The sequence below is a fragment of the Polymorphospora sp. A560 genome (assembly GCF_045781765.1).
Taxonomy (GTDB): Bacteria; Actinomycetota; Actinomycetes; order Mycobacteriales; family Micromonosporaceae; genus Polymorphospora; species Polymorphospora lycopeni.
In genome coordinates, this window is the sequence record NZ_CP122282.1 from 4,038,762 (window position 1) to 4,063,145 (window position 24,384).

The 24,384-nt window shown below is 72.6% G+C and carries 22 protein-coding genes, 1 pseudogene and 1 riboswitch; of the genes and pseudogenes, 9 read left to right on the forward strand and 14 right to left on the reverse strand.

Annotated elements, in window-relative coordinates:
• Nucleotides 1-44: 44 nt before the first annotated feature.
• The 6 genes from QCD66_RS18025 to QCD66_RS18050 form a co-directional block, all read right to left on the reverse strand.
• The gene (locus QCD66_RS18025; RefSeq protein WP_375734221.1) at nucleotides 45-1,748 is read right to left on the reverse strand and encodes an acyl-CoA dehydrogenase family protein; all 1,704 of its coding nucleotides are present in this window, start codon (nucleotides 1,746-1,748) and stop codon (nucleotides 45-47) included.
• A gap of 207 nt (nucleotides 1,749-1,955) precedes the next feature.
• Entirely contained in the window at nucleotides 1,956-2,576 is a 621-nt protein-coding gene (locus QCD66_RS18030) for an RICIN domain-containing protein (RefSeq protein WP_375734222.1), read from the reverse strand.
• 223 nt (nucleotides 2,577-2,799) lie between these two features.
• Nucleotides 2,800-3,171 (reverse strand): GntR family transcriptional regulator, encoded by a 372-nt coding sequence (locus QCD66_RS18035; protein WP_375734223.1) that lies wholly within the window; start codon nucleotides 3,169-3,171, stop codon nucleotides 2,800-2,802.
• A gap of 70 nt (nucleotides 3,172-3,241) precedes the next feature.
• The gene (locus tag QCD66_RS18040) at nucleotides 3,242-3,913 is read right to left on the reverse strand and encodes a thymidine kinase (protein WP_407567222.1); all 672 of its coding nucleotides are present in this window, start codon (nucleotides 3,911-3,913) and stop codon (nucleotides 3,242-3,244) included.
• Nucleotides 3,914-3,950: 37 nt separating this feature from the next.
• Entirely contained in the window at nucleotides 3,951-5,357 is a 1,407-nt protein-coding gene (locus tag QCD66_RS18045) for an MFS transporter (protein WP_375734225.1), read from the reverse strand.
• Between the two features lie 18 nt (nucleotides 5,358-5,375).
• The gene (locus QCD66_RS18050) at nucleotides 5,376-6,143 is read right to left on the reverse strand and encodes a glycerophosphodiester phosphodiesterase (protein WP_375734227.1); all 768 of its coding nucleotides are present in this window, start codon (nucleotides 6,141-6,143) and stop codon (nucleotides 5,376-5,378) included.
• Between the two features lie 255 nt (nucleotides 6,144-6,398).
• Between QCD66_RS18050 and QCD66_RS18055 the strand changes: the two are divergent.
• Nucleotides 6,399-7,292 (forward strand): annotated as a pseudogene (locus QCD66_RS18055) (Hsp70 family protein); the annotation flags it as partial.
• A gap of 476 nt (nucleotides 7,293-7,768) precedes the next feature.
• Here QCD66_RS18055 and QCD66_RS18060 read toward each other — a convergent pair.
• From QCD66_RS18060 to QCD66_RS18075, 4 genes are all read right to left on the reverse strand, one after another.
• A complete protein-coding gene (locus tag QCD66_RS18060) occupies nucleotides 7,769-8,413 on the reverse strand; it encodes a DUF305 domain-containing protein (protein WP_407567223.1) in 645 nt (214 codons plus the stop codon).
• 330 nt (nucleotides 8,414-8,743) lie between these two features.
• Nucleotides 8,744-9,394, reverse strand: coding sequence for a hypothetical protein (locus QCD66_RS18065; protein WP_357540360.1), 651 nt, complete (start codon nucleotides 9,392-9,394; stop codon nucleotides 8,744-8,746).
• A gap of 148 nt (nucleotides 9,395-9,542) precedes the next feature.
• Complete coding sequence (locus QCD66_RS18070) at nucleotides 9,543-11,405, reverse strand: dynamin family protein (RefSeq protein WP_364220037.1); 1,863 nt, start codon at nucleotides 11,403-11,405, stop codon at nucleotides 9,543-9,545.
• Nucleotides 11,406-11,502: 97 nt separating this feature from the next.
• A complete protein-coding gene (locus QCD66_RS18075; protein WP_364220034.1) occupies nucleotides 11,503-13,020 on the reverse strand; it encodes a dynamin family protein in 1,518 nt (505 codons plus the stop codon).
• Between the two features lie 208 nt (nucleotides 13,021-13,228).
• On the opposite strand from QCD66_RS18075, the gene QCD66_RS18080 reads away from it, so the two are divergent.
• From QCD66_RS18080 to QCD66_RS18090, 3 genes are read left to right on the forward strand one after another with little or no spacing between them, the layout of a single operon-like run.
• Entirely contained in the window at nucleotides 13,229-14,953 is a 1,725-nt protein-coding gene (locus QCD66_RS18080) for a hypothetical protein (protein WP_407567224.1), read from the forward strand.
• Nucleotides 14,932-15,735, forward strand: a complete 804-nt coding sequence (locus QCD66_RS18085; protein ID WP_407567225.1) for a LuxR C-terminal-related transcriptional regulator — start codon at nucleotides 14,932-14,934, stop codon at nucleotides 15,733-15,735. Before QCD66_RS18080 ends, QCD66_RS18085 begins: the two co-directional genes overlap by 22 nt.
• Nucleotides 15,732-16,256: a LuxR family transcriptional regulator gene (locus tag QCD66_RS18090; RefSeq protein ID WP_357540352.1), complete on the forward strand. Its 525-nt coding sequence runs from the start codon at nucleotides 15,732-15,734 to the stop codon at nucleotides 16,254-16,256. The genes QCD66_RS18085 and QCD66_RS18090 overlap by 4 nt, the downstream gene beginning before the upstream one ends.
• A gap of 19 nt (nucleotides 16,257-16,275) precedes the next feature.
• Here the strand turns inward: QCD66_RS18090 and QCD66_RS18095 are convergent, their stop codons facing one another.
• A complete protein-coding gene (locus tag QCD66_RS18095) occupies nucleotides 16,276-17,052 on the reverse strand; it encodes a lysophospholipid acyltransferase family protein (RefSeq protein WP_375736343.1) in 777 nt (258 codons plus the stop codon).
• A 133-nt stretch (nucleotides 17,053-17,185) separates the two neighbouring features.
• On the opposite strand from QCD66_RS18095, the gene QCD66_RS18100 reads away from it, so the two are divergent.
• On the forward strand, nucleotides 17,186-18,601 hold the full coding sequence (locus QCD66_RS18100) for a cytochrome ubiquinol oxidase subunit I (RefSeq protein WP_375736342.1): 1,416 nt from the start codon (nucleotides 17,186-17,188) through the stop codon (nucleotides 18,599-18,601).
• A gap of 15 nt (nucleotides 18,602-18,616) precedes the next feature.
• On the forward strand, nucleotides 18,617-19,615 hold the full coding sequence (cydB, locus tag QCD66_RS18105; RefSeq protein WP_375736341.1) for a cytochrome d ubiquinol oxidase subunit II: 999 nt from the start codon (nucleotides 18,617-18,619) through the stop codon (nucleotides 19,613-19,615).
• A 50-nt stretch (nucleotides 19,616-19,665) separates the two neighbouring features.
• On the opposite strand, the gene QCD66_RS18110 is transcribed toward cydB, so the two are convergent.
• A complete protein-coding gene (locus tag QCD66_RS18110) occupies nucleotides 19,666-20,364 on the reverse strand; it encodes a hypothetical protein (protein WP_375736340.1) in 699 nt (232 codons plus the stop codon).
• Between the two features lie 85 nt (nucleotides 20,365-20,449).
• Nucleotides 20,450-20,923, reverse strand: a complete 474-nt coding sequence (locus QCD66_RS18115; protein ID WP_375736339.1) for a peroxiredoxin — start codon at nucleotides 20,921-20,923, stop codon at nucleotides 20,450-20,452.
• Between the two features lie 107 nt (nucleotides 20,924-21,030).
• Between QCD66_RS18115 and QCD66_RS18120 the strand changes: the two genes are divergently transcribed.
• On the forward strand, nucleotides 21,031-21,768 hold the full coding sequence (locus QCD66_RS18120; RefSeq protein WP_375736338.1) for an SDR family NAD(P)-dependent oxidoreductase: 738 nt from the start codon (nucleotides 21,031-21,033) through the stop codon (nucleotides 21,766-21,768).
• Between the two features lie 56 nt (nucleotides 21,769-21,824).
• On the opposite strand, the gene QCD66_RS18125 is transcribed toward QCD66_RS18120, so the two are convergent.
• Entirely contained in the window at nucleotides 21,825-22,523 is a 699-nt protein-coding gene (locus QCD66_RS18125) for a C39 family peptidase (protein WP_375736337.1), read from the reverse strand.
• Between the two features lie 389 nt (nucleotides 22,524-22,912).
• A riboswitch (cyclic di-AMP (ydaO/yuaA leader) is annotated at nucleotides 22,913-23,052 on the reverse strand.
• Between the two features lie 412 nt (nucleotides 23,053-23,464).
• On the opposite strand from QCD66_RS18125, the gene QCD66_RS18130 reads away from it, so the two are divergent.
• Nucleotides 23,465-23,908 (forward strand): helix-turn-helix transcriptional regulator, encoded by a 444-nt coding sequence (locus tag QCD66_RS18130; protein ID WP_375736336.1) that lies wholly within the window; start codon nucleotides 23,465-23,467, stop codon nucleotides 23,906-23,908.
• Nucleotides 23,909-23,918: 10 nt separating this feature from the next.
• Entirely contained in the window at nucleotides 23,919-24,329 is a 411-nt protein-coding gene (locus QCD66_RS18135) for a VOC family protein (RefSeq protein ID WP_357540330.1), read from the forward strand.
• Nucleotides 24,330-24,384 lie beyond the last annotated feature (55 nt).

Consider the following 24,384-nt stretch of genomic DNA (forward strand, 5'->3'; position numbering starts at 1 on the left):
GGCGTGACGGTAAACAGGAACCTGATCGCAGGTATACGGAGAGGCTAGGCCAGCAGCTCAAGATGATGATGGGCGTCGATCGCGATGTCGTCGCCGCGCAGCCAGCGCCGGGCCCACAGCCGGGCCGCCACCTCGGCCTGCTCGTCGCCCCAGTCGGCCTGCTCGACCAGCAGCGCCGTGGTCAGCGCGTACGCCATCCGCAGCGCCAGCCCGCGCGCCCCGGCGACCACCTGCGCGGCCGTCGGGTCGGCGGCGACGTCGGCCAGCGCCTCGCGTAGCCGGGCGGTCGCCCCGGCGAGGAGGTCGGCGACCAGCGGCGACCGGGTACGGGCCACGTCGGCGGCGGCGTCGAGCCGGCGCAGGAGCGGCGGGGCCGCGTCCTCGCGGGTGACGGCACGCAGCACGTCCAGGGCGAGCACATTGGTCGTGCCCTCCCAGATCGGCAGCACCTGGGCGTCCCGCAGCAGCCGGGGCACCCCGGTGTCCTCGACGTAGCCGGCGCCACCGAACGCCTCCACGTACTCGCTGGCCGCCGCGGCGGCCAGCCGGCCGGTGGCGAGCTTGGCCAGCGGAGCGACGAGACGCAGCTCGGCGGCGGCGTCCGGGTCGGCGCCGATCTCGACCCGGCCGAGCAGCGCGAACGTGTGGCCGGTGAGGACGAACGCGCCGGCGGTGTCGACGGCGAGCGTGCCCAGGGTGGCGCGGTGCAGCGGCGAGTCGGCGAGCCGCCCGCCGGCGATCTGCCGGGCCCCGGCGTAGGCGAGGGCGTACGCCAGGCCGCGGCGCATGCCGCTCGCGGCGGCCGACGCGTTGTGCACCCGGGTGACCACGACCAGGGTCATCGCCCGGACCAGGCCCGGCTGGCCGGGGTCGCCGACCGGCAGCGCGTACGCGTCGTGCAGGCCGATCTCGGCCGTCGGCAGCGCCCGCGTGCCGAGCTTGTCCTTCAGCCGGTGCACGGTCACCCCGGGCGCCGGCATGGCCGGACCGGCGCCGGCCCCGAGCGGAGAGTCGGCGGCGTAGCGGGGCACCAGGTACGGGGCGAGGACCCGGCTGCCGCGCCCGGCCCCCTCCGGTCGGGCCAACGCGATCGCCATCGCCGAGTCGGCGGCGGAGCAGAACCACTTCTCGCCGGTGAGCCGCCAGCTTCCGTCCCCGGCCGGGCGGGCGGTGGTGGTCGAGCGGGCCAGGTCGGAGCCGCCCTGCGCCTCGGTCATCCACTGCCCGCTGGTGATCGCGGTGTCCGGGTCGGTGCTGATCAGCCGGGGCAGCCAGGCGTCGCGTACGGCCGGATCCACATCCGGACGGGACAGCAGCGCCGCCGCCCCGTCGGCCATCGCCACCGGGCACGAGAACGTCGCGGACTCCGGGGCGTACAGGTGCAGTAGGGCGTGCTGGACCACCCGGGCGGCCGCACCCCAGGTGGCGCGGGCCTCGGCCTGATACGGCAGCGCGACGACAGCGTGCCGGGCGGCGGCGCCCCGCTGCGCCTGCCAGCCGGCGCTGGTGTCGATCCGGTCGACGCGGGCGCCCCAGCCGTCGTAGCGGACCAGGGTCGGCGGGTGGTTCTCGGCGTCGTGGTGCGCGGCCCGAAGCGGCCCGTCGACCTCGGCGGCGAGGGCGGCCAGCCGGTCCTTGGCGGCGGCGTGGCCGGCCGGTCCGAGGTGCCGCTCCAGCCAGGAGTTGAGCTGCCGGTCGCCGGCGTACGGGTCGGCCGGTGGGGGCGCGGGCTGGACGTGGCGGGCCATCGATGGACTCCTCGGCGTCGGCGGCGGGGGTGTGCCCGACGGTAGACCACCGGGCCGGTCATCGACAGCGGTGCGGCGCGAATGGCGGGCAGCACGATCGGCCCGAACCGGTGCCGGTTCGGGCCGATCGGTGGGAAGAGGCGCGGTGCTGGCCGAGTCGGTGTCAGCCGGTCACCATCGCGCTCTCAATACTGCGACGAATTCGTGTCAGGAAGTGGCTGGCTGCTGCGCCCGGAAACTGGTGGGCCACCAGTCCCATTCCTGGTCGTCGTTGTCGATGCAGTTGTACACGACCAGCGCGGTGCCGTTTCCACCGGTGCCGGGGCCGACAACATCGATGCATTTGTTGCTGACGACGTTCAGGAGCTTGCCGTCCCCGTACCACTGGAACATCTGGTTGTCAGTGGGGCCGGGCCGGCAGGTGTACTGGATCAGCGCGGTTCCGTTCGCGGCCGCACCGGGGCCCGGCAGGTCGAGGCACAGGCCACTTTTCTCGTTGCGGATGCTGAATGTGACGCCGCCGGCGTAGATGTCGGCGTACCACCGCTGGTTGTCGGCGGTGCTGGAGTTGCAGGTGTACTGGATGACCGGGTCGCCGAGGGCGCCGGCGCCCGTACCGACCAGGTCCATGCACTTGTCGGTGCGCCTGTTGTGGAACTGGGCTGGCCCGTCCGCTGCCATGGCGGCGAGTTCGGTGGCGGTAATCGATCCGGACGGGGCGATTCTCGAGGAGTCGGCGGAATCGGGCTCGGCCTGGGCCGGGCTGGCGATACTCAGTGCCATCACGCCGATCAGCGCAGCAATTGAAAGACTGCGGAACTTTCGCACGTTCACTGCTTCCCGTATGGCAGGGACACCTGTAGGCATCCACTGCCAAGCAGTCGTGTGGGATGAAAGAATTTCCGATTGGCCGCGCAGCCGTCAGTAGCCTACCTGTCACACAGCGCAACAGGCAACGACTGACTGTAATCAATATTTCTGGCACATCGTATTGACATTTTTAGTTTCGTCGCCGGCATCGAAAGCAGCCGGCCGCCCGGTGGGCCGCCGGTCAGCTACGGGCGTCGAGGGCGGCGGCGACCAGGGCCAGTGCCTGCTCGGGCGGCAGCCCCAGCCGGCGGGACAGGGCCGCGTAGTCGGCCGCCGCCCGCCGGGCCTCGTCCGGCACTCCGCCCGCCTGGGCGGTCACGAACGTGCCGTGCCGGCCCCGGGTCTCGACCAGCCCGGCCTGCTCCAACTCCCGGTAGGCGCGGGCGACGGTGTTGGCGGCCAGCCCGAGATCCTCGGCGAGCCGGCGTACGGTCGGCAGCCGGGTGCCGGCGGCCAGCCGGCCGGTCGCGGCCAGCTCCGCGATCCCGGCCCGGACCTGCTCGTAAGGCGCGACCGGCGACGCCGGGTCGACGGTGACCGGAAGCGACGTCATGCGTCCCCCTCGCTGCGCTCGGCGACCGTATGACTTGCCCTGAGCCTGATGATGACCTCGCTTCGCTCGGTCACGGGCGCACCGGGCCGAGGTCGCCGGTGCGGTGGTGGCGCCGGCAGAGCACCTGGTAACGCACCTCGCTGTGGTCGACGGTGTCGCCGATGACGACCTGGGCGCCCTCCCGGGCCACCTTGCCGTCGACGACCCGGGCGTTGAGCTGGCCCTCCCGGCCGCACCAGCACAACACCTCGACCTGGATGCGGGCGACCTCGTCGGCGAGTTCGAACAGCCGCCGGGCGGCCGGGAACAGTTCGGCCCGGAAGTCGCTGGCCAGCCCGAACGCGAACACGTCGACGTCGTAGCAGTCGACGAGTTCGGCCATCTGTTCGACGTGCTCGACGGTGTAGAAGCAAGCCTCGTCGCAGATGAGGTAGTCGACGCGCTCGCCGTCGGCCCACCGGCCCCGGACCAGCGCCCGCAGGTCGAGTTCGTCGGTGACCTCGATCGCCTGGTGGGCCAGCCCGATCCGGGTGGTGATCTGCGGCCCCAGCGAGCGGTCGATGCGGGTCAGCACGATCCCGCGCCGGCCCTGCCGGGCGTGGTTGTAGTTCATCTGCAACGCCATCGTGGACTTGCCGCAGTCCATCGGCCCCCAGAAGAACTTCAGGGCGGCACCGTGGCGCAGCCGGCCGTCGCCGGCGACCAGGCAGGCGGGGGACAGGGCGGAGTCGTCGACGGTCACGGTCGGGCAGCGTACCGGGAACGTGCCCGACCGATCATCACAGGACCCGGGGCGGGGTGTTGCCGGCCGCGATGATCGCCTTACGCATCGGCACCGCGAGCAGCAGCAGGAAGCCGACCACGAAGAAGATCAGCAACGAGACCAGACCGACCCGGTAGCTGTTGGTGAGCTGGAACACCAGGCCGAACGCCAGCGGGCCGAGCCAGCTGGTGCCCTTGTCGCTGATCTCGTAGAAGCCGTAGTACTCGCCTTCCTTGCCGGCCGGGATGAGCTGGCTGAACAGCGACCGGCTCAGCGCCTGGCTGCCGCCCAGGACCAGACCGATCGCCGCGCCCAGGATCATGAACGGGATCGGCGCCTCGGCCGGCAGCCAGAACGCGGCCAGGATCACCCCGGTCCACAGCACCAGGCTCATCAATACCGTCTTCCACGCCCCGATCCGCTTGGCGACCCCGCCGAGCAGCAGCGCGCCGCCGAAGGCCAGGAACTGCACCAGCAGGATCGTCACGATCAGCGTCGTCTGGTCGAGCCGCAGCTCCTCGGTGCCGTACTGGCTGGCCAGCGCGATCACGGTCTGGATGCCGTCGTTGAAGACCAGGAACGCCAGCAGAAAGAACAGCGTCAACGGGTACGCCTTGAGGCCCTTGATGGTGTGGCCGAGCTGCTTGAAGCCGTCGAGGAGCACGTTGCCGCGTACGCCGCCGGCGGCCGCCTCCACCGACGGCCGTTCCCGCAGCCAGAAGAGCGGGACCAGGGTGAACGCCGCCCACCAGACGCCGGCCGACACGATCGACCAGCGGGCCAGGTCCAGGGTGCGCTGCGGGTTGCCCTCCTCGCTGAACAGGGTCACCACGACCAGGTTCAGCATCAGCAGCAGGCCACCGCCGAGGTAGCCGAGCGCCCAGCCCTTGCTGGAGATCCCGTCCCGGTCGTCGGGGCCGCCGAGTTGCGGCAGGAACGAGTTGTAGACGACCACGGCCGCGCCGAAACTGACGTTGGCGAACACGAACAGGGCGCCGCCGAGCAGGTAGCGGTCGCCGGTGACGAACACCATCGCGATCGTCGCCCCGGAGCCGAGGAAGGCGGCGACGGCCAGCAGCCGCTTCTTGTGCGCCGACCGGTCGGCGATCGCCCCGGTGACCGGCAGCACGAACACGGTCAGGAACACCGACAGCGACACCAGGTACGGGAAGTAGGCGCCGGCGGCGACCTTGATCCCGAGCGGGTAGACGTATCCGGTGCAGTCGGCGGCGCCCAGCTCGCAGCCGGCCGCGACCTCGGTGATGCTGGTCAGGAACGGGCCGAGGAAGACGGTGATGACGGTGGTCGAGAACGCCGACATCGCCCAGTCGTAGAAGTACCAGCCGGTCCGTTCGCGGCGGGTGCTGTGCGGCGGTTGCGGCGGCGTGGCGGTGTCGCCCGCGGCGGTGACGGTGTCGGCCATCGGAGTTTTCCCGGGGGTTCAGGCGGTCCAGTGGCCGCGGCGGAGATAGACGTCGCGCAACACGTCGACGTGATCGGTCATGATGCCATCCACGCCCAGATCCAGTAACCCGTCCATCTGGGCGGGTTCGTCGATCGTCCAGACATGCACGTGCAACCCCAGCCGGTGGGCGTACGCGACGAGCCGCCGGTCGACGACCGGGATCCGGCCGTACTGCACCGGCACCTGCGCGGCGACGACGGACGGCGGCAGCGTGATCCGCCGCCCGTGCAGCGACGCCACCCGCAGCCGGGCGACCGACCGCATCCCGAGCGACGTCGCGACCGACGGGCCGGCCAGTGCGCGCAGCCGGTTCAGCCGGGCGTCGCTGAACGAGGCGAGCAGCACCCGGTCGCCGGCGCCGGCCCGCCGTACGTCGGCGACCGCCGGCTCGGCCGCGGCGTCGGCCTTCACGTCGACGTTGAACCGGACCTGTGGCCAGGCGCCGAGCACGTCGTCCAGCCGCGGCACGACCGCCGCCCCGCCGACGCGTACCGTGTCGAGGTCCTTCCACCGCAGGTCGGCGACGCGGCCGCGGACCCCGGCGACCCGGTCCAGGGTCGGGTCGTGCAGGACGACGGCGACGCCGTCGGCGGTGGCGTGCACGTCGGTCTCGACGTACCGGTAGCCGAGGTCGATGGCCCGCGCGAACGCCTCGGCGGTGTTCTCGTCGCCGTGCGCGGCACCGCCACGGTGCGCGAACGCCAGCGGTCCGGGGGCGTCGAGGTACGGGTGGGGGTGCGGCACGGTGGGCAGTATGCCCGGCCCGGTTGGCCGGCGGGTGGACGGCACCCGGCGGGGCGTGGTCGGCGCGGTGTTCGCCGGTGCGTCGGGTACGCGCACCGGTTCAGTATCGTGACCCGCATGCGGGTCCTCGGTGTCGACTTCGGCACGTCCAACACGGTGGCGATGGTGCGTGGCCCGGACGGCCGGGCGCGTCCGCTGCTGTTCGACGGTTCGCCGTTGCAGCCGTCGTGCGTCTACCTCGACCCCGAGGGCCGGATGCTGGTCGGTCGCGACGCCGAGCGGTCGGCCCGCATCGACCCGTCGCGCTACGAGCCCAACCCGAAGCGCCGCGTCGACGACGGTGTGGTGCTGCTCGGCGACCAGGAGCTGCCGCTGCCGCAGGTGATCGCGGCGGTGCTGCGGCGGATCGCGGCCGAGGCGCAGCGCCAGCTCGGCGGCTCCTGCGACGAGCTGCGGATGACGCATCCGGCGCAGTGGGGCGAGCGGCGCCGGGCGGTGCTGGTCGACTCGGCGCGGGTGGCCGGCCTGCCCGCCCCCCGGCTGATCGCCGAGCCGGTCGCGGCCGCGTCGTACTACACGGCGGTGCTCGGTACGGCGGTCCCGGTCGGCCGGGCGCTGGGCATCTACGACCTCGGCGGCGGCACGTTCGACGCGACCGTCGTACGCCGTTCCCCGGCCGGGTTCGAGGTGCTGGCCGAGCAGGGCCTCGGTGAACTCGGCGGCCTCGACTTCGACCAGGCGTTGGTGGAGCATCTGGGCCGGGGCTACTCCACCGACCACACGATGATGTGGAACTCGGTGATCAGCCCGGGTGACGCCGGCCAGCGCCGGCAGCGCACGCTGCTCTACGACGACGTACGCGGGGCCAAGGAGATGCTGTCCCGCACCACCAGCGCCGACATCCACCTGCCGGCGCTGGACATCTCGGCGCACGTGACCCGCGAGGAGTTCGAGGCACTGATCCGGCCGGCGCTGATGCGTACGGTGACCTGCCTCGCCCAGACGATCACGGCGGCCCGGCTGCGGCCGGCCGACCTGGTCGGGATCTTCCTGGTCGGCGGGTCGAGCCGGATTCCGCTGGCCGCACACCTGATCCACAGCGAGTTGGGGCTGCCGCCGACGACGCTGGAGCAGCCGGAGACGGTCGTCGCCGAGGGCGCGCTGTGTTTCGGCGTGCCGGGCACCGCCGGCCAGGGGCACTCGGGGGTGCCGCGGGCCGTACCGGCGCGACCGGTGCCTGGCCCGCCGGCCCGGCCGGCCCCGGCGCGGCCGGCGGCCGTACCACCGCGCGGGGGCCGGCGTACCCGCAGCAGCAGCCGGTCCGGCCGGTCTCCGCCGGCCCGGTCGGTCCGGGCCCGGCCCAGCCGGCCCGGCCGGTGTCGGCGGGGCCGCAGCCGCCCCGGATGGCCCCGCGACCGCCGCAGCCGGCGCGCCCCCGGTCGCCCCGGCGGCGCGCCCCGTCGCCCCGCCGCCGCAGCCGGTGCCGACGCCCCGACCGCCGGTGATGGCGCCACGCCAGCCGGAGAAGTCCTGGTACGAGGAGCCGGCGAAGGTGTGGACGCTGGCCTTGGGCGTGATGGTGGTCATCGCCCTGGTGGTGCTGCTCGCCTCGACCGCCTGAGCGCCTACAGGCGGCTCAGCATGTCGCGCATCGCGGTGATCTCGGCCTGCTGCTCGGTGACGATCCTCTGCGCGAGGGCCTTGGCGTCGGCGTTGGCGCCCGTCGCGATCTCCTGCCTGGCCATGGTGATGGCACCCTGGTGGTGGGTGATCATCATGGTGAGGTACTGCTGGTCGAACTCGGTTCCCCTGGCGTCCGCCAGCTTCTGCATGTCGGCGTCGGACAGCATGCCCGGCATCGGATGATCCGTGCCCGGTAGGGCCGTACCGTGGCCGGCGCCCGGCATCGGCGCCGGCCGGCCCCAGGCGGCCAGCCAACCGGTCATCGTGTCGATCTCCGCTTGCTGGTTGTCGCGGATCCGCTTCGCGAGCGCCTTGACGTCGGTGTTGTCGGCGCGGGTCTCGGCCAGCACCGACATCTCCACGGCCTGACGGTGGTGCGGGACCATCGCCTGGGCGAACGTCACGTCGGCGTCGTTGAACGTCGTCGTGGTGCCCGCCGTGGCGCCGGCCGGCACCGTCGGGGCCGCGCCCTGTTCGGTCGCGGAAGAGTATTTGCCACCGCCGCCGCACCCGGCCAGCACGACGGCGACGGTGACGGCGAGCCCGGCCAGGACGGCACGACGCGGTACGGCAGAAGGTGTCAACACAGGAGTGAGCCTTTCGGGCCGGTGGGCCGCGCGGGGCGGCCGGCAGCCGGGGATTCCCGGTTCACGGCACTCCATGCCGCCTTCTACGCGCCGTCATCAGCCGGTCGGCCGGCGGGCGCCGGGCCGCCGGCCCGTCCCGGCCGGCGCGCACGGATCCGACCGGCCCGCAGTGAAGGGCATGCTCGCCGCGCCCCTCACTGCGGGCCGGGCACATATAGCTGTCGCGGGCCACAGCGAATTCGCTGTGGATACGCCGAATTCGCTGTGGCCCGCGACACCATGGGTGGTCCGCCGCGCCCACGACCGCCCGAAGCGGCGCGGAAGCGGGTGTTACGCCGTTCCCGGAGCCCAGAACCGGGCCAGGCTGCTGGTCGCCGGGTCCTCGGAGCCGGCCAGGGTCGTCCACGGGTCGCCGCCGGCCGGGGTGTCGGTGCCGGCGTACGCGGCCAGGTCGTCGGCCGGCGGCGCGTCGGTGTACGCCGTACCCGGGTCGGCCAGCGGTGCGGCGTCGCCGGCGCCGAGCGTGTCGGCGTCGGTCCACGGGAACCCGTCGACCGGTTCCGGCGGGGCGCCGAGGTCGAGGGCGGGCGGGAACGTGGAGTCCGGCCACGACTCGCCGTCGCCGTGCGGGTCGAGGTCGGGGTCGGCGCCGACCGGGGCGTCGGCCGGGCCGAGCCCCGACTCGGCGGCCGGTGCCGGCTCGTCGAGCCCGGTGTCGTCGGCGTCGATCGGTTCGGCGTCGACGGGCTGGTCCACGAGGTCGCCGTAGCCGAGCGGCGCACCGAACGTCCCGGCGGCCGGGACGTCGCCGGGCAGCTCCTCGTCCGGCAGGTCGTCGGCCGGCAGGTCGGAATCGGCCGGGCCGAGCCCTTCACTGGCGTAGCCGTCGTCGGCGTAGCCGCCCTGGAGGTCGTCGAGGTTGGCGGTGTCGCCGCTGTCGAAGCCGTCTTCCTCGGGCCACTGGTCCCAGTTGTCGGTCATGACAGCCCTCCGCTGCGCTCCGAGCTGTCATGACTCGACCTGAGCCAGCTGATTCGCTCGCGGTGCTCGCTCATGCCACTCCTCCGCTGCGCTTCGAACCGGCACGACCCGACCTGAGCTGACTGATCACGATGCCCCCCATCGCCGTCTACTCCTGTACCTGGGCGGGCTGGATCGCCCGGGCCCGGACGAGGACCTCGTCGACCTGCTTGACACGGGCCCGCAGTGCCTCCCGCTCGGTCTGCAACGCGGCCTTGCGCTTGGCGCGGCTGGCCTTGTCCTCGGCCATCGCCTTGTCGATCGCGGCGATGTGCGCGTCGAGCTGGGCGAGCCGGCGCTCGATGGCGTCGTCGAGGGCGAGCGTCAGCGCGTACTGCAGGTCGGTGAACCGGTGCATGATCTCGTCGGAGATCGCGGCCCGTGCCTCGCCGAGCACCTCGCGCAGCCAGACCTTGGCCTGCTGGCGGTCGGACTGCACGCGGCGCTTGTAGATCAGGAACGCGCCGGCGGCCAGGCCGAGGCCGACGCCGGCGAACGGGATGAGCAGGCCGCCGCCGACCAGCGCGCCGGCGCCGAGCGCGGAGGCGCCGGCCATCGCCCCGCGCCCGGCCATCATCGCCATGCCACCGGCCGACATCGCGATCATGATGTTGTCGCCGTTGCCGCCCTCGCGGCGGGGCTTGCTGGCCAGGGCGTGGCGCAGGGTGGCGTTGAGGCGGCGCAGCACGTGCTGCAGCTCGTGCGGGGCGAACACCTGGGCCAGGACCCGCTCGCCGACCTTGCGGAACCGGAACTCCAGTTCGTGCGACAGCCGTACGGACAGCGCGTGCAGCGCCCGGTCGACCTCCTGGGGCAGGTTCTTGAGGTCGTCGCCCTTCGACTTCTCGATCTTGTTGAGGAAGTTCTCCTGCAGGCTGCTGACGTAGGTGCGCAGCCGGCCGGTGGCCTCGACCCGGGCCCGCTGGGTCTCGGTGTTCAGGGCCAGCGACCACTGCCGGGAGTCGGTGCGCTTACGGGCGGCCAGGGCGGCGCGGTCCTTCTTGGCCTTCTCGGAGTCGGCCGGGTCGGGGTCGGTGGCCTTCATCCGGTCGGTGATCTCCAGGTCGAGCCGGATGACCTCGGACCGGATGGTCCGCAGCACGTTGGCCTGCTGGATCAGGTGTCCCTTGCCGGCCAGGGCGATCAGGGCGTGCTGGAGTTCGGCGATCCGCGACTCGCGGATGAGTTCGGGGGCGGCCTCGCGGGGCAGCGTCATCGCGAGTTCGGCCAGCCGTGCCGACACCGGATACCAGGGGGCGGACGCGAACCGGGGCGCGTGGCTCTGCAGTTGGCCGCGGTCGTCGTCCCAGATGGTCCGCCAGCCCGGGTAGGCGTCGGTCTTGGTCAGCGCGAACACCACGAAGTTGACCCGCTTGCTGGCCTCGATGAGGAAGTCGAGTTCGGGCTTGGCGAACGGCCCGGACGCGTCGACGACGAAGAGCAGGGCGCTGGCCTTCTCGACGGCGTCGAGGGCGATCTCGGCGTGCATCGGGTCGAGGCCGCCGGTGCCCGGGGTGTCGACCAGCGTCAGGTACTGCAGCAGCGGGGCGGTGTGGCCGACCTCGATCCGCCGGGGCGGGCGGATCCCCTCGGGCAGCCGGCCGAAGGCGGTGCCCCAGTCGCGCAGGTCGTTCAGGCCGAGCGGGACCGGGTCCTCGCGGCCGGGCAGCCACGCCTTGGCGCCGGGCGTCTCGGCGTGGACGAACTCGAGGTAGGTGGCGGTGGCCACGGCGGCATCCACCGGCGACAGGTTCGGTACCCCGATCAGCGCGTTGACCAGAGAGCTCTTGCCGCGCTTGGTCTCCCCGACGACCACGATGGACGGCCGGGTGACCTGACGGCGGCGGAACGCGTCGATGTCGGCGGCGGCGTCCGGGTCGACCTTGCGCAGGAACGCCTGCGAGGAGTCGACCGCCGCGGTGAGCAGTTTGCCCAGGGCCGCCTCGGGTTTGGCGTTGGCGGTCGTGGTCACATCGGGCACCTTTCGTCTGCGTCCGTGGTCCGCGCGGTGGTCGCGGCTGCCGGATGATCAAGTCGCGACGGCCGGGCGGCCGCCCCGTACGTGCTGTTCACCGCATGCCCCCGCCGGCCCGCATCTGCTGCGACAGCAGGTAGAAGCCGCGGTGGGCGACCAGCGCGACCCGGGACTGGGCGGGGCTGGCGCCGGCGACGGCGTAGACCCGCCACCGGGTCGCGGCCTCCAGGGCCGCCTTGACGAGCTGGTCGACGCCGGCGCTGGGCAGGTTGAGGATCCACTGCGCGTCGTTGGACAGCGCCAGCCGGGTCAGTTCCTGCTCCATCGGCTCGGGCAGCTCCACCGACCCGGTGGTGACCTGCTGGGCCACCTCCAGCAGCCGCAGCCGGTGGTATTCCGGCTGCTGCAGCACCCGCTCGATGGCGTCGCGCAGCAGCTCGCGGTCCTGCGGCCGCTCGGTGTGGCTGGCGACCTTCTCCAGGCTGGACAGGCCCCAGCCCGCCTTGATGGCGTCGGTGCGCCACCGGAACGCCTGGTCGAGGGTCTGCTTCAGGCGCGGGAAACCGGACGCCTGGAACAGCATCCGGACCAGGTCTCCGCTGGCCAGTTGCGGCCGGGCGGCGAGCTGGGCGATGGCGAAGCCGATGCCGTACAGGTCGAGCAGCCGCAGCAGCCGCTCGCGCTGCTCGCGCGGTACGACGCACTCACGGGACGTGAACAGGTCGACCGACGCCAGCAGCACCAGCCGCTCGCTCTGCGGGAGCTGGCCGAGCGTACGCAGCGCCTCGCAGTCGGCGGCGGTGAGCCGGCCGGCCTCGGTGGTCTCGGCGAGCAGCCCGATCGCCGGGACCACGTCGGAGACGACCCGGCGCAGCACCTTGGTCTGGTCGGCGGCCAGCGGGCCGACCACCGGCCACGGGTCGGCCATCGCCCCGACCAGCTTGTCCACCTTGTTGAACAGGCCGAGGGAGTTGATGGGGTTGCTGGCCAGCCGGGCCGACACCGACCGGAACGCCTCCAGGGCCTGCAGGTCGTCGTCGCGTACGGACTGGGTGAAGACGTAGATGATCGCCTCGGCGCCGGAGATCGCCCCGACCGAGTCGTCGTCGATGTCGTCGTCGAACGGGGCGCTGCCCTCGCTGAACAGGAACCGTTGCGCGTTGGCGCTGACCGCGGTGTTCGTCGAGGACAGACCCGGGGTGTCCACCACGGTCAGGTCGCGCAGGTGGTCGCTGGTCAGGGTGACGTCGACGAACGCGATGTCGGCGCGGGCCACCCCCAGCCGCTGCGGGATCATGCCCGACTCGTCCAGCGGGAGGCTGACCCGGTGGCCGTCGCGGCGTACGACGTCGACCCGGTCGGCGGTGCCGTAGCGGAACTGGGTGACGATCCGGGTGCACTCACCGACCTCCGTGGGCGCCACCCGGCGCCCGATAAGTGCGTTAACAAGTGTCGACTTTCCGGCTTTCAGACGTCCCGCGATGGCCACTCGCAACGGTTCGTCGAGTCGGCGGCGTACGCCGAACACCTGCGCCTGAGCGCTAGGACCGACTCTCGGACCAACTTCGTCACACAGAGCAGCGACACGGACACTGAGCGGACCTGGACCCATGACTCGTCAGCCGGCGGTACGGTCGGCAACAATGACGGGGGTCCGGTGGCCTTGCTCGCTCATCTCGGTGGTCGTCCCTTTCGACAATCGGCAGGGCGCAGCGTCCCTGCCGGACCTCACACTACGAATATCCTGCCGGCGCAGGATCCCATGTTCGTGCCACCGTCTCACCCGACGGGGCCGCGAGCCCAGTGTCAGGGGAGGACGCGTGCGTCACGCACCCGGCGGCGACATCGCCGACCGCGCCCTGGACGGCCAGGCCGCCACCGCACGGCCGCGCACCGTCGTCGACGAGGCGACCGCGCTGCTGGCCGTACCGGGCCTGGTCGTCGTCACCGGCGGCCCCGGCAGCGGCCGCAGCACCGTCCTTTCCGGACTCGGCGCCGCGTTCCGCGGCCCGGTGTTCGCCGGCGGTGGCCTGGCGATGCTGTCGACCGTGCCGGCGTTCGCGCTGACCCGGGCGGTCAAGGTACGCCTGCCCGCCCAGGACCCGGCCCTGCTGGCCGAGGCCGTCCGCTCCCGGGTCCGGGCCGGCCTGCTGCTCCTGGACGACCTGCAGTGGGCCGACCCGGCCACGATCGCCGCCCTGGTCCCGCTCGCCGCGCACTGCCGGATCGTGGTCGCCCTGCGTACCCCGCACCGGCTGCCCGCCGAGGCCGTCGCCGCGCTGCGCACCGCCGCCGCCGGCTGGCTCAGCATGCCGGCCCTGGACCCCGACGCCGCCACCGACCTGGCCCGCCGGGTCGCCCCCGCCCTCGACCCGGCCACCGTCACCGACGTCGTACGCCGGGCCGGCGGGGTGCCGCTGGCCGTGGAGACCCTGGCCCGGCACGCCGGCACCCGCCGTGGCGCCGCCGCACCGGCCGCCGCCGACGACGACATCGACCAGGTCGGCTACGCCGTCGCGGCCGCGTTGTCCGACCTGACCAGGCCGGCCCGCACCGCGATGGCCGCCCTCGGCCTGCTCGGCCGGCCGGCCACCGTCGCGGTCCTCGGCGCCGGCGTCGACGAACTCACCGCCGCCGGCCTGGTCGCCGTCGACCCGGCCGGCTCCGTCGGCCCGGTGTCGCCGTACGTCGCCGAGGTCGCCGCCGGGCTGCTCGACGACGAGGGCCGGCGCGCCCTGCACCGCCGGCTCGCCGAACTCGTGCCGGCCCGGGAGGCGGCCCGGCACCTCGCCGCCGCCGGTGACACCGACGCCGCGTACGCGCACGCGGTCGCCGCCGCGGCCGGCACCACCACCGCCGGCGAGCGCGCCGAACTGCTGCTGCTCGCCTGCGGCCTGCCCGGCGTCGACCCGGCGCCGGGCGTACGCGTCGACGCCGCCGTCGCGGCCCTGGCCAGCGGCCGGCCCCGGGCCGCCGCCCGGGTGCTGACCACCACCTTCCCGCTCGGCGTCGACGCCGCCGTGCTGCGCGCCGAGGCACTGCTGCAGATCGGTGACCTCGCCGGTGCCCGCGAGGCCGCGGCACCCGTACCCGACTCCGCCGCGCCGGCCCATGTCGCCGGCCGGGACCGGGTGCTGCTGCTCGCCCAGCTCGCCGGCGACCCCGACGGCGCGGCGGCGACCGCCGCGGCGATCGTCGCCCGGCACGGCGACCCGCCCACGCACCCGGGGCTGCGGGCCGCCGTCGCCGCCGTCCACGCCGCCGGCCGCACCCCGGCTGGGAGCACGCCCTGGCGTCGGCGGCCGCGGCCGCCGGGGCGGCCGGCGAGGCGCTGGCCGCCCGCTGGAGCGCGTGGCTGCTGGTCGAGACCCTCGCGGCCGACGGCCGCCTCGCCGAGGCCGCGCAGACCGCCGACCAGGCCGCGCAGGCGTGCGCCGCCGACCTCGCCTACAGCTGGCAGACCCGGTTCCTGGCCGCGCAACTGTGGTGCACGGCGCTGCGCGGCGGCGGCGCCGACGAGGTCGTGCGCCGCGCCGGCGACCTGACCGACCGCACCCTGCCGGTGCTGGCGCGCGGTTACACGATCGCGGCCGCCAGTCTCGTCGAGGCCGACGGTGGCCTGCTCGCCCCGGCCCGGGCCCGGCTCGCGAGCGCGCCGACCGGGTCGACGACCGTCGACGTACTGCTGGACTGGGTGGGGCGGGAGGCGGCCTGGCTCGACGGGCAGCCGGACCGGGCGGTCGCGCCGGTCACCGCCCGTGGCGGTCCGGCCCTGGTCGACGGGCTGCGCCGGATCACCGCCCGGTGGGCGGCGTACGACGCCGGGGCCGCCGAACCCGTCGCCGCCGACCCGGCCACCGACCGGCTGCCGCCGGTCGCGCAGACGCTGGCCGCCTGGGCCGCCGCCGACGGGTTCGCGACCGCCGCGCAGGCCTGGCACGACCTGTCCGTACGCGAGGAGGTCCGCTGCCTGCTCGCGCACGGCCTGCACGAGGCCGACCCGGCCCGGGCGGTGCCGCCGCTGCTGGCCGCCGAGCAGCTCGCCGAGCAGGCCGGCCTGGTCGTCCTGGTCGGCCGGGCGCACCGGGCGCTGCGCCGGCACGCCGTACGTCGCGACAGCCGTGGCCCCCGCTCGGGCACCGAACTGACCGACCGGGAACGTGACGTGCTGCGGCTGGTGGCGCAGGGGGAGCCGACGCGCCGTATCGCGGGGCAGCTCGGGATCTCCGGCGAGACGGTCGAGACACACATCCGGGCCGGGATGCGCAAGCTCGGTGCCCGGACCCGGACCGAGGCGGCGGCGCTGGCGCTGGAGGTACTGCGGTGAGCGGCGGCGAGCCGCCCCGCTACGTGGTGCCGTCGGCTCCCGACGCGACGACGGTCCTGCGCCGGCTGGCGCGGGCGGGGTGGCTGACCCGGGAGGGCTTCGCCCTGGCCGAGTCGACGTGGGACATGTCCGAGGCGAAGGTGGTGCTGTTCGGCCGGGTTCCCGACCTGGAGACGGTGCGGCTGGCGGTGCTCGCGGCGGCCCGGGGCGTCGGGGTGGTCGCGATCGCCGACACGTCGACCGAGGTGGGCCGGGCGCTGGTCGGTGACCTGGCCCGGCTCGGTCCGGTGTTCCGCGACCCGGAGGCCGAGCCGGAGGACGACACCGCGGTGGTGCTGATCCCGGAGCAGCGGGCGCTGCTGGAGCGGCTGGCGAACGGGGAGACGATCGCGGCGGCCGCGGCGGCGGAGTTCCTGTCGCTGCGGACCGCGAACCGGCGGATCGCCCAGGCCCGCGAGGTGTTCGGGGTCCGGACGACCCGTGAGGCGGTGCTCGCCTACCTGCGCCAGCGGCGCGGCTGAGGGCTCGCCGGGCCGTACGTCAACGGTCGGTGCGGCGGCGGTGGCTGCGGCTGGTGTCGACCGGCCGGGCGGGGTCGACGTGCCGGGGCCGGTCGGGTTCGTCGGGGCGCAGCGGCACCAGGGTGTCGGTGAGCGCGTCGATGATCCGGTCGGTGGCCCTTAGCGCCGCGCCGGGCACGGCCGGGTCCAGGTCGGCCAGGTCGACCGGTGGCCCGAAGTGCACCCGGATCACCGGCCGGCGCATCAGGGCGCGGGCGATGCCGCCGAACATCCCTTTCGGGGCGCCGTACGGCAGCACCTCGTGCGCGCCCCACTGCGCGACCGGTACGACGGTCGCGCCGCTGGCGAACGCGAGCCGGGCGGTGCCGGTCTTGCCGCGTTCGGGCCACATGCCGGGGTCGAGTCCGATGCGCCCCTCCGGGTAGACCATGACCACCGAGCCGCCGGCGACGGCCTCGGCGGCGCTGTGCAGGGCCTGTCCGACGTTCTCGGTGCGCCGGTCGACCCGGATGTGGCCGCAGTGCCGCATGGCGGCGCCGACGACGGGGGCGCGGAACAGCCCGCCGGTGGCCATGATCCGTGGGGCGATCCGGCGGACCCGGCAGGCGGCGGTGAGCGCGATCGGGTCGAACGGGCTGATGTGGTTGGCGGCCAGGATCAGCGGCCCGTGCCGCAGCCCGTCGGGTACGTCGCCGGTGACCTTCAGCCGGGCCAGCAGCCCGACGACGACGCGGGCCATGAACTGGAAGAACAGCCACAGTCGTGGGGCGCGCCAGGTGGTGGGGGAGTCGTCCATCAGCGGTAGATCGTCGCACAGCCGCGCCAGCGGGAGGTGACGTGTGGCACCCCCGGGTAGGGCCGGAAGCCTCTACGACGAGCAGTAGTATTTACTACCGGTTGTCGTAGAACCTCGATGACGGGGGAAAACCGTGGACGCGTTGGACGTCGCCCGCTGGCAGTTCGGTGTCACCACCGTCTACCACTTCCTGTTCGTACCGCTCACCATCGGCCTGTCCGTCCTCGTCGCCGTCCTGCAGACCATGTGGCTGCGCACCGGCAACGAGCGCTACCTCAAGCTCACCAAGTTCTACGGCAAGCTCTTCCTGATCAACTTCGCGATGGGGATCGTCACCGGCATCGTGCAGGAGTTCCAGTTCGGGATGAACTGGAGCGACTACTCCCGCTTCGTCGGCGACATCTTCGGCGCCCCCCTCGCGATCGAGGCACTACTCGCGTTCTTCCTCGAATCCACCTTCCTCGGCCTGTGGATCTTCGGCTGGGACCGGCTGCCGAAACGCGTACACCTCGCCTGCATCTGGGCCGCGGCCATCGGCTCCACCGTCAGCGCCTACTTCATCCTCGCCGCCAACTCCTGGATGCAGAACCCGGTCGGCTACCGGATCAACCCGGACAGCGGCCGCGCCGAACTCACCGACTTCGTGGCGGTGCTGACCAACAAGGTCGCCCTGGTCACCTTCCCGCACACCATCTTCGGCTGCTTCCTCGTCGCCGGCTCGCTGATCGTCGCCGTCGCCCTGTGGCACCTGATCCGCCGCCCCGGCAACCCCGACGCCGGCACGTACCGCTTCGCCGCCCGCTTCGGCGCGGTCGTCACCCTGGTCGCCACCGCCGGCGTACTGGTCACCGGCGACATCCAGAGCAAGATCATGACGCAGGTGCAGCCGATGAAGATGGCCGCCGCCGAAGGTCTCTACGACACCGAGTCGCCCGCCTCGTTCTCCGTACTGACCGTCGGCAGCCTCGACGGCAGCCGCGAACTGTTCGCCCTGAAGATCCCGTACCTGCTGTCCTGGCTGTCGACCGGCGACGTCAACGGCGAGGTCCACGGCATCAACGACCTCCAGGCGCAGTACGCCGCCCAGTACGGGCCCGGCAGCTACACCCCGATCATCCCGGTCACCTACTGGAGCTTCCGCCTCATGATCGGCTTCGGGCTCGCCGCCGCCGCGATCGCCGCCTGGACGCTGTGGGCCCACCGCCGCGGCCGTACCCCCACCTCGAAATGGCTGCTGCGCGCCGGCCTCGTCATGCCGGTCCTGCCGCTGGCCGCCAACTGCTTCGGCTGGATCTTCACCGAGATGGGCCGCCAGCCCTGGATCGTCTTCGGCGAGATGCTCACCCGCGACGGCGTCTCCCGCAGCGTCTCCCTGGCCGAGGTCCTCACCTCCTTCGCCGCCTTCACCCTCGTCTACGCCACCCTCGCCGTCGTCGAGGTACGCCTGCTCGTCCGCTACGCCCGCCACGGCCTGCCGGACACCACCGCACCCGAGCCCGACCCGACCGAACACGACGACGAAGACAAGCCGCTCGCCTTCGCCTACTGACCCCGGGAGCACCCCGTGGAACTGTCCACCTTCTGGTTCCTGCTGATCGCCGTCCTGTTCACCGGCTACTTCATCCTCGAAGGCTTCGACTTCGGCGTCGGCATCCTGCTGCCCGCCCTCGGCCGCGACGACCGCGAACGCCGCGTCCTGATCAACACCATCGGCCCGGTCTGGGACGGCAACGAGGTGTGGCTGATCACCGCGGCCGGCGCCATGTTCGCCGCCTTCCCCGAGTGGTACGCCACCCTCTTCTCCGGCTTCTACCTGCCGCTGCTGCTCATCCTGATCGCCCTGATCTTCCGCAACGTCGCCTTCGAGTACCGGCACAAGCGCCCCGACGCCGCCTGGAAGGCCCGCTGGGACACCGCCATCACCGTCGGCTCCGCCGTCCCCGCCGTCGCCTGGGGCATCATCCTGGCCAACATCGTCCACGGCGTACCCCTGTCCGCCGACCACGAGTACACCGGCGACCTGCTCGCCGCCCTGCACCCGTACACCCTGCTCGGCGGCGCCACCTTCCTGGCCCTGTTCGCCACCCACGGCGCGCTGTTCCTCGCCCTGAAGACCACCGGCGACGTACGCGAGCGCGCCAACCAGCTCGCCGGCCGCCTCGGCATGGTGACGTTCCCGCTCACCGCGATCTTCCTGGCCTGGACGCTGAACATCCGGCAGAACACCGCCGCCGTCGCGCTCACCCTGCTCGCGATCCTCGCCCTGGTCGCCGGCCTGGCCGCCAACCGGGTACGGCGCGAGGGCTGGGCCTTCACCGGCACGACCGCCGCCACCGGCCTGCTCGTCGCCACCGCCTTCACCGCGATCTTCCCCGACGTGCTGCCGTCGACCACCGACCCGGCCGGCACGCTGACCACCACCAACGCCGCCGCCAGCGGCTACACGCTGGGCATCCTCACCTGGATCGCCGCGTTGTGCACCCCGGTCGTCCTGGCCTACCAGGGCTGGACGTACTGGGTCTTCCGGCGCCGGATCGGGGTGGCCAACATCCCACCGGACTGACCCCGCTCACCCGTGGCACCCGCCACGGGTGAGCGGCATCCACCGGGGCCTCAGCCCGCGTCGCGCAACTCCGCCAGCCGCGCCTCGATCTCCGCCAACTCCGACCGCAACCGCTCCGCCTGCTGCTCCGCCTCGGCCCGCTCGGCACTCACGATCTGCTCCACCGCCTCGTGCACACCCGGCACGTCGATCAACGCCACCATCTTCAACGCCTCCGCCGGCTTGATGACGTACGGCTTCGCCAACGCCTTGCTGCCCTGCGTCGCACCCACCGTCCACTCACCCTCGGCGTACGCCAGCGTCACCGTCAGCCCCGGCGCCGCCTTCGGCTTCGCCACCTTGGCCGCCTTCGCCGCCCGCCGCGCCGGCTTCGCCTCCACCTCCGGCTCCGACTCGGTCACCGGCTCCGGCCGCGGGGCCGGCACCGGCTGATCCAACTTGAACTCCGGCTCCGCCGGCGGCGCCGGCTCCACGGCCTCCACCTTCGGCTCCGCCGCCCGCCGGCCCGCCGGCACCCGCGGCGCGATCCCCAGATCCGCGGGGGAGAACGGCAGCTCGTCACGACCGAACCGGACCACCACCCACTCCTCGGAGACCGCCGGATCCGTCAGCGCCACCACCTGGCCGACCTGCCCCGCGATCTGCCCCGCCGACTCGGTGAACACCACCTTCGGCTTACGACCCGCCGCCAGCGAGTCACGGATGCCCTCCAGCTCCTCGGTCGACAACCCAGCGGTGCGCGTCGCCATCACAACCCTCTTTTCGTACGCATGTTTGATTGCAGCCTTCCTACCAGGCCACACCGACAACGTCGAGCACGACACCCCGGCCGCGTCAACCCGCCGCCGCCTCCCGCAGCACCGCCAACGCCCGGTCCGCGTGCGCCGTCATGCTCACCTCGCTGTGGATCGCCGCCAGCACCCGCCGATCCGTACCGACCACGAACGTCATCCGCCGCGTCGACAGCGCACCCAACGGCAACGCCCGCCGCACCCCGAACATCCGCGCCACCGACCCGTCGACGTCGGACAGCAGCGGATAACCGAACCCGTACCGGCCGGCGAACTCCCGCTGCCGCTCCACCGAATCCCGACTGACCCCCACCAACTTGGCCCCTACCTGCGAAAACTCGTCAGCCAGGTCCCGGAAATGACAGCTCTCCGCAGTACACCCCGGCGTCAGCGCCGCCGGATAGAAGAACACCACCACCGGCCCGTCCGCCAGCAGCACACTCAACCGCCGCGGCGTACCCGTCTCGTCCGGCAGTTCGAAGTCCTCGACCAGATCACCCTTGCCCAGACCGGCCACCACGCACCTCCACGTCGTCGACCGGCCCACCGTACGCCGGCCATCCACACCGGACGGCAGCGCGGTAGCGTCACCACCACGACCAGCCGAAAGAGGGGGAGTGGGCAGTGCCCGACACACCGGTAACCGTGGTAACCGGCGGCAGCCGCGGAATCGGCGCCGCCACCGTACGCCGGCTCGCCGCCGCCGGACACGACATCGCACTGTGCTACCGCGACGACACCGCCGCCGCCGAAACCGTCCTCGCCGACATCCACACCACCGGCCGACGCGGCATCGCCGTACGCGCCGACGTCACCGACCCCGACCAGGTCACCGACCTGTTCGACCAGACCGAGGCGAAACTGGGGACGGTCACCGGCCTGGTCAACAACGCCGGCGTCACCAGCCGCATCGGCCCACTCGTCGACCTCACCCCGCAAGACCTGCGCCACGTCATCGACGTCAACCTCGTCAGCGCCATCCTCTGCGCCCAACAGGCCGCCCGCCGCATGAACGCCGGCGGCGCCATCGTCAACGTCTCGTCCGCCGCCGCCACCCTCGGCTCACCCGGCGAATACATCCACTACGCCGCCGCCAAGGCCGGCGTCGACGCCCTCACCATCGGCCTGTCCAAAGAACTCGGCCCACGCGGCATCCGCGTCAACGGAGTCGCACCCGGCACCGTCTGGACCGACATCCACACCGTCTCCGGCGACCCCGACCGCCCCAACCGCATCGCCCGGCGCGCACCACTGGGCCGCGCCGGCGACGCACCCGAGATCGCCCACGCCATCGCCTGGCTGCTCAGCCCCGAGGCGTCGTACGCCACCGGCACCATCCTGCGCGTCGCCGGCGGACTCTGACCCACGAACAAGGGCCGGCCCACCAGGGCCGGCCCTTGTTCCGTACGTGTACCCGGTCAGTACGAGTAACCGCGCGACGCCATCCAGTGCGCCATCGTGATCGTGCTCATCCAGTAGCTCGCCGGACCGACACCACTGGGATCGGCGACCCGCACCTGCCGCCCCTCGTCGCCGTAACCGACGATCGTCACGTAGTGCCCACCGGGGAAGCTGCGCCAGAAGCCGTCGTTGTCCGTCGCCCCGCCGACGATGTTCGCCACCACCGGCCGCCCCTTGCCGACCGCCTCGACCACGTCCGCCTGCAGCCGGTCCATCTGCGCCGACGTCGCCTTCTGGCCGGGAATCTCCCGCACCCGGTAGGCGTCCCCGCCGACCACCTTGTTCAACACCCGCGCGATGTCGTGCGACGAGTTCGTCCCGGCGAACGTCGTACCCAGCTGCCCCGCCAGGTTGTCCTGGCTCGGCGTGTGCCCCTGCGCGCTCAGCGCGATACGGGTCGACGCCGGACCGCAGTAGTACGCGTTCGGCTGGTACTGGAAGTCGTACGACAGCGTCTTCTCCGCCGGCGCCTTCGGCGCGGCCTCCTTGGGTGCGGCCTCCTGCGGCGGCGCCGCCTGGGCCCGCTCCGGCGTCAGCGCCAACTGCACCACACCCGACTCGACCCCCGCGTTTGACTCCGCCCCGGTCGGGGTACCGGACGAAAGGCTGCCCGTCGTCGCGGCCACCGCCAGCACGGCGGCCGACGCCACGGCCACCGAACGGAAACGGTTGGGGATAACCCGACGGAACGGATTGTACGAACGAGAGTTTTCCACTTGAAGCTCCATTACCCGCCGACTGTCGTCGGCGTCCCAATCGAAAACGGCAGACGTCGACCAGACCGACGAATCGCGACCCACCCGGGACAGGACCCGCAAAACCGACGGCGGGCCGCAGACGGCACCGCCGCCACAACGGGAGACGCGAAACAGGAAAAGGACAGCCGGCAACGGCCGGCTCAGTCGATTCCGAACCGATCTGGTGTCGTGATCAGTGATCCGGCGTCAGCAAACAGCCAGGATCGTCGGTCCACGCGACAAACGGCCGCACGACAGGGAAATGGGGGATGTGCCAACCAGGCACGCTCGGTACCGCACGAACAGTCGTCTCCTTCCACAACCGCCTACCGGGTTAGCTGACGGATTCGGGCGGGAAAGGTCGCCCTACCGCAGGCATCGGCCCACGGATTCACCCCGATTGCTTGGGTCCCCGGCTCGTACGAATACGACTAAGCGGATCCGCTCCGGCGCCATCGGATGATGACCCAACAACCGGAACGGATTTCCCGACCGTACTGGCCGCCCTCCGCCGTGCCAAGACCCGGTTATCGCGCTGCGATCTATCGCACTCGCGTTCGCCGCACCCGGGCGAAGCCGGGCCGCAAGCGCCCAGCAAAGCCAAAACGGAACGGACGGTGTGTGCACCACCGAAACAACGGCGCCCCCGAGGCCCACCGTCGATACATCACCCGACCACGACGCCACCGAAAAGACGACCCCCATGCCCTCTCGGCCAAATCATCGGGTACGGGCAGCCAGGCCACCCGCCACGACACCAAAGGTGCCCCTGTGACGCCCGGCCACCAGTGGGAGAAAGCCGGCCGAACCACCCCGACCACGCTGGGCAACCCCACCACCGCCATGGCACCATCACGCACGTGACCAGCAACTCCGCCACGACGCAGCACCTGCGCGACCTCGCCCGCCTGCGCCGCGTCCGGGACCGGATCGACCGGGAGTACGCCCGGCCGCTGGACGTCGAGGCCCTCGCCCGCGGCGTGAACATGTCCGCCGGACACCTCAGCCGCCAGTTCCGGCTCGCCTACGGCGAGTCGCCCTACTCCTACCTGATGACCCGACGCATCGAACGCGCCATGGCCCTGCTCCGCCGCGGCGACCTCAGCGTCACCGAGGTCTGCTTCACCGTCGGCTGCGCCTCACTGGGCACCTTCAGCACCCGCTTCACCGAACTCGTCGGCGTCCCGCCCAGCGTCTACCGCCGCCAGGCCGGACACGCCACCGCGGGAATCCCGTCATGCGTCGCCAAACAGGTGACCAGACCGATCAGGAATCGAGAAGCAGCAGGCAACGGCCACAACTAGCGTGACCGGCATGGACATCACCATTCACCACACCTTCCTGCCGCAGACCGACCCCGACGCCGCCCTCGCCTTCTACCGCGACGCCCTCGGCTTCGAGGTCCGCAACGACGTCGGCTACAGCGGAATGCGCTGGATCACCGTCGGCCCCACCAACCAGCCCGGCACCTCCATCGTCCTGCACCCGCCGGCCGCCGACCCCGGCATCACCGACGACGAACGCCGCACCATCACCGAGATGATGGCCAAAGGCACCTACGCCAGCGTCGTCCTGGCCACCCACGACCTCGACAGCACCTTCGAACGCCTCCAGGCCAGCGACGCCGAGGTCGTCCAGGAGCCGACCCAGCAGCCGTACGGAATCCGCGACTGCGCCTTCCGCGACCCCGCCGGCAACATGGTCCGCATCCAGGAACTCGGCTGAACCCACGAAACGACCGATGACCGCCGACCCCCGCCCGGCGCCGCCACGACACCGA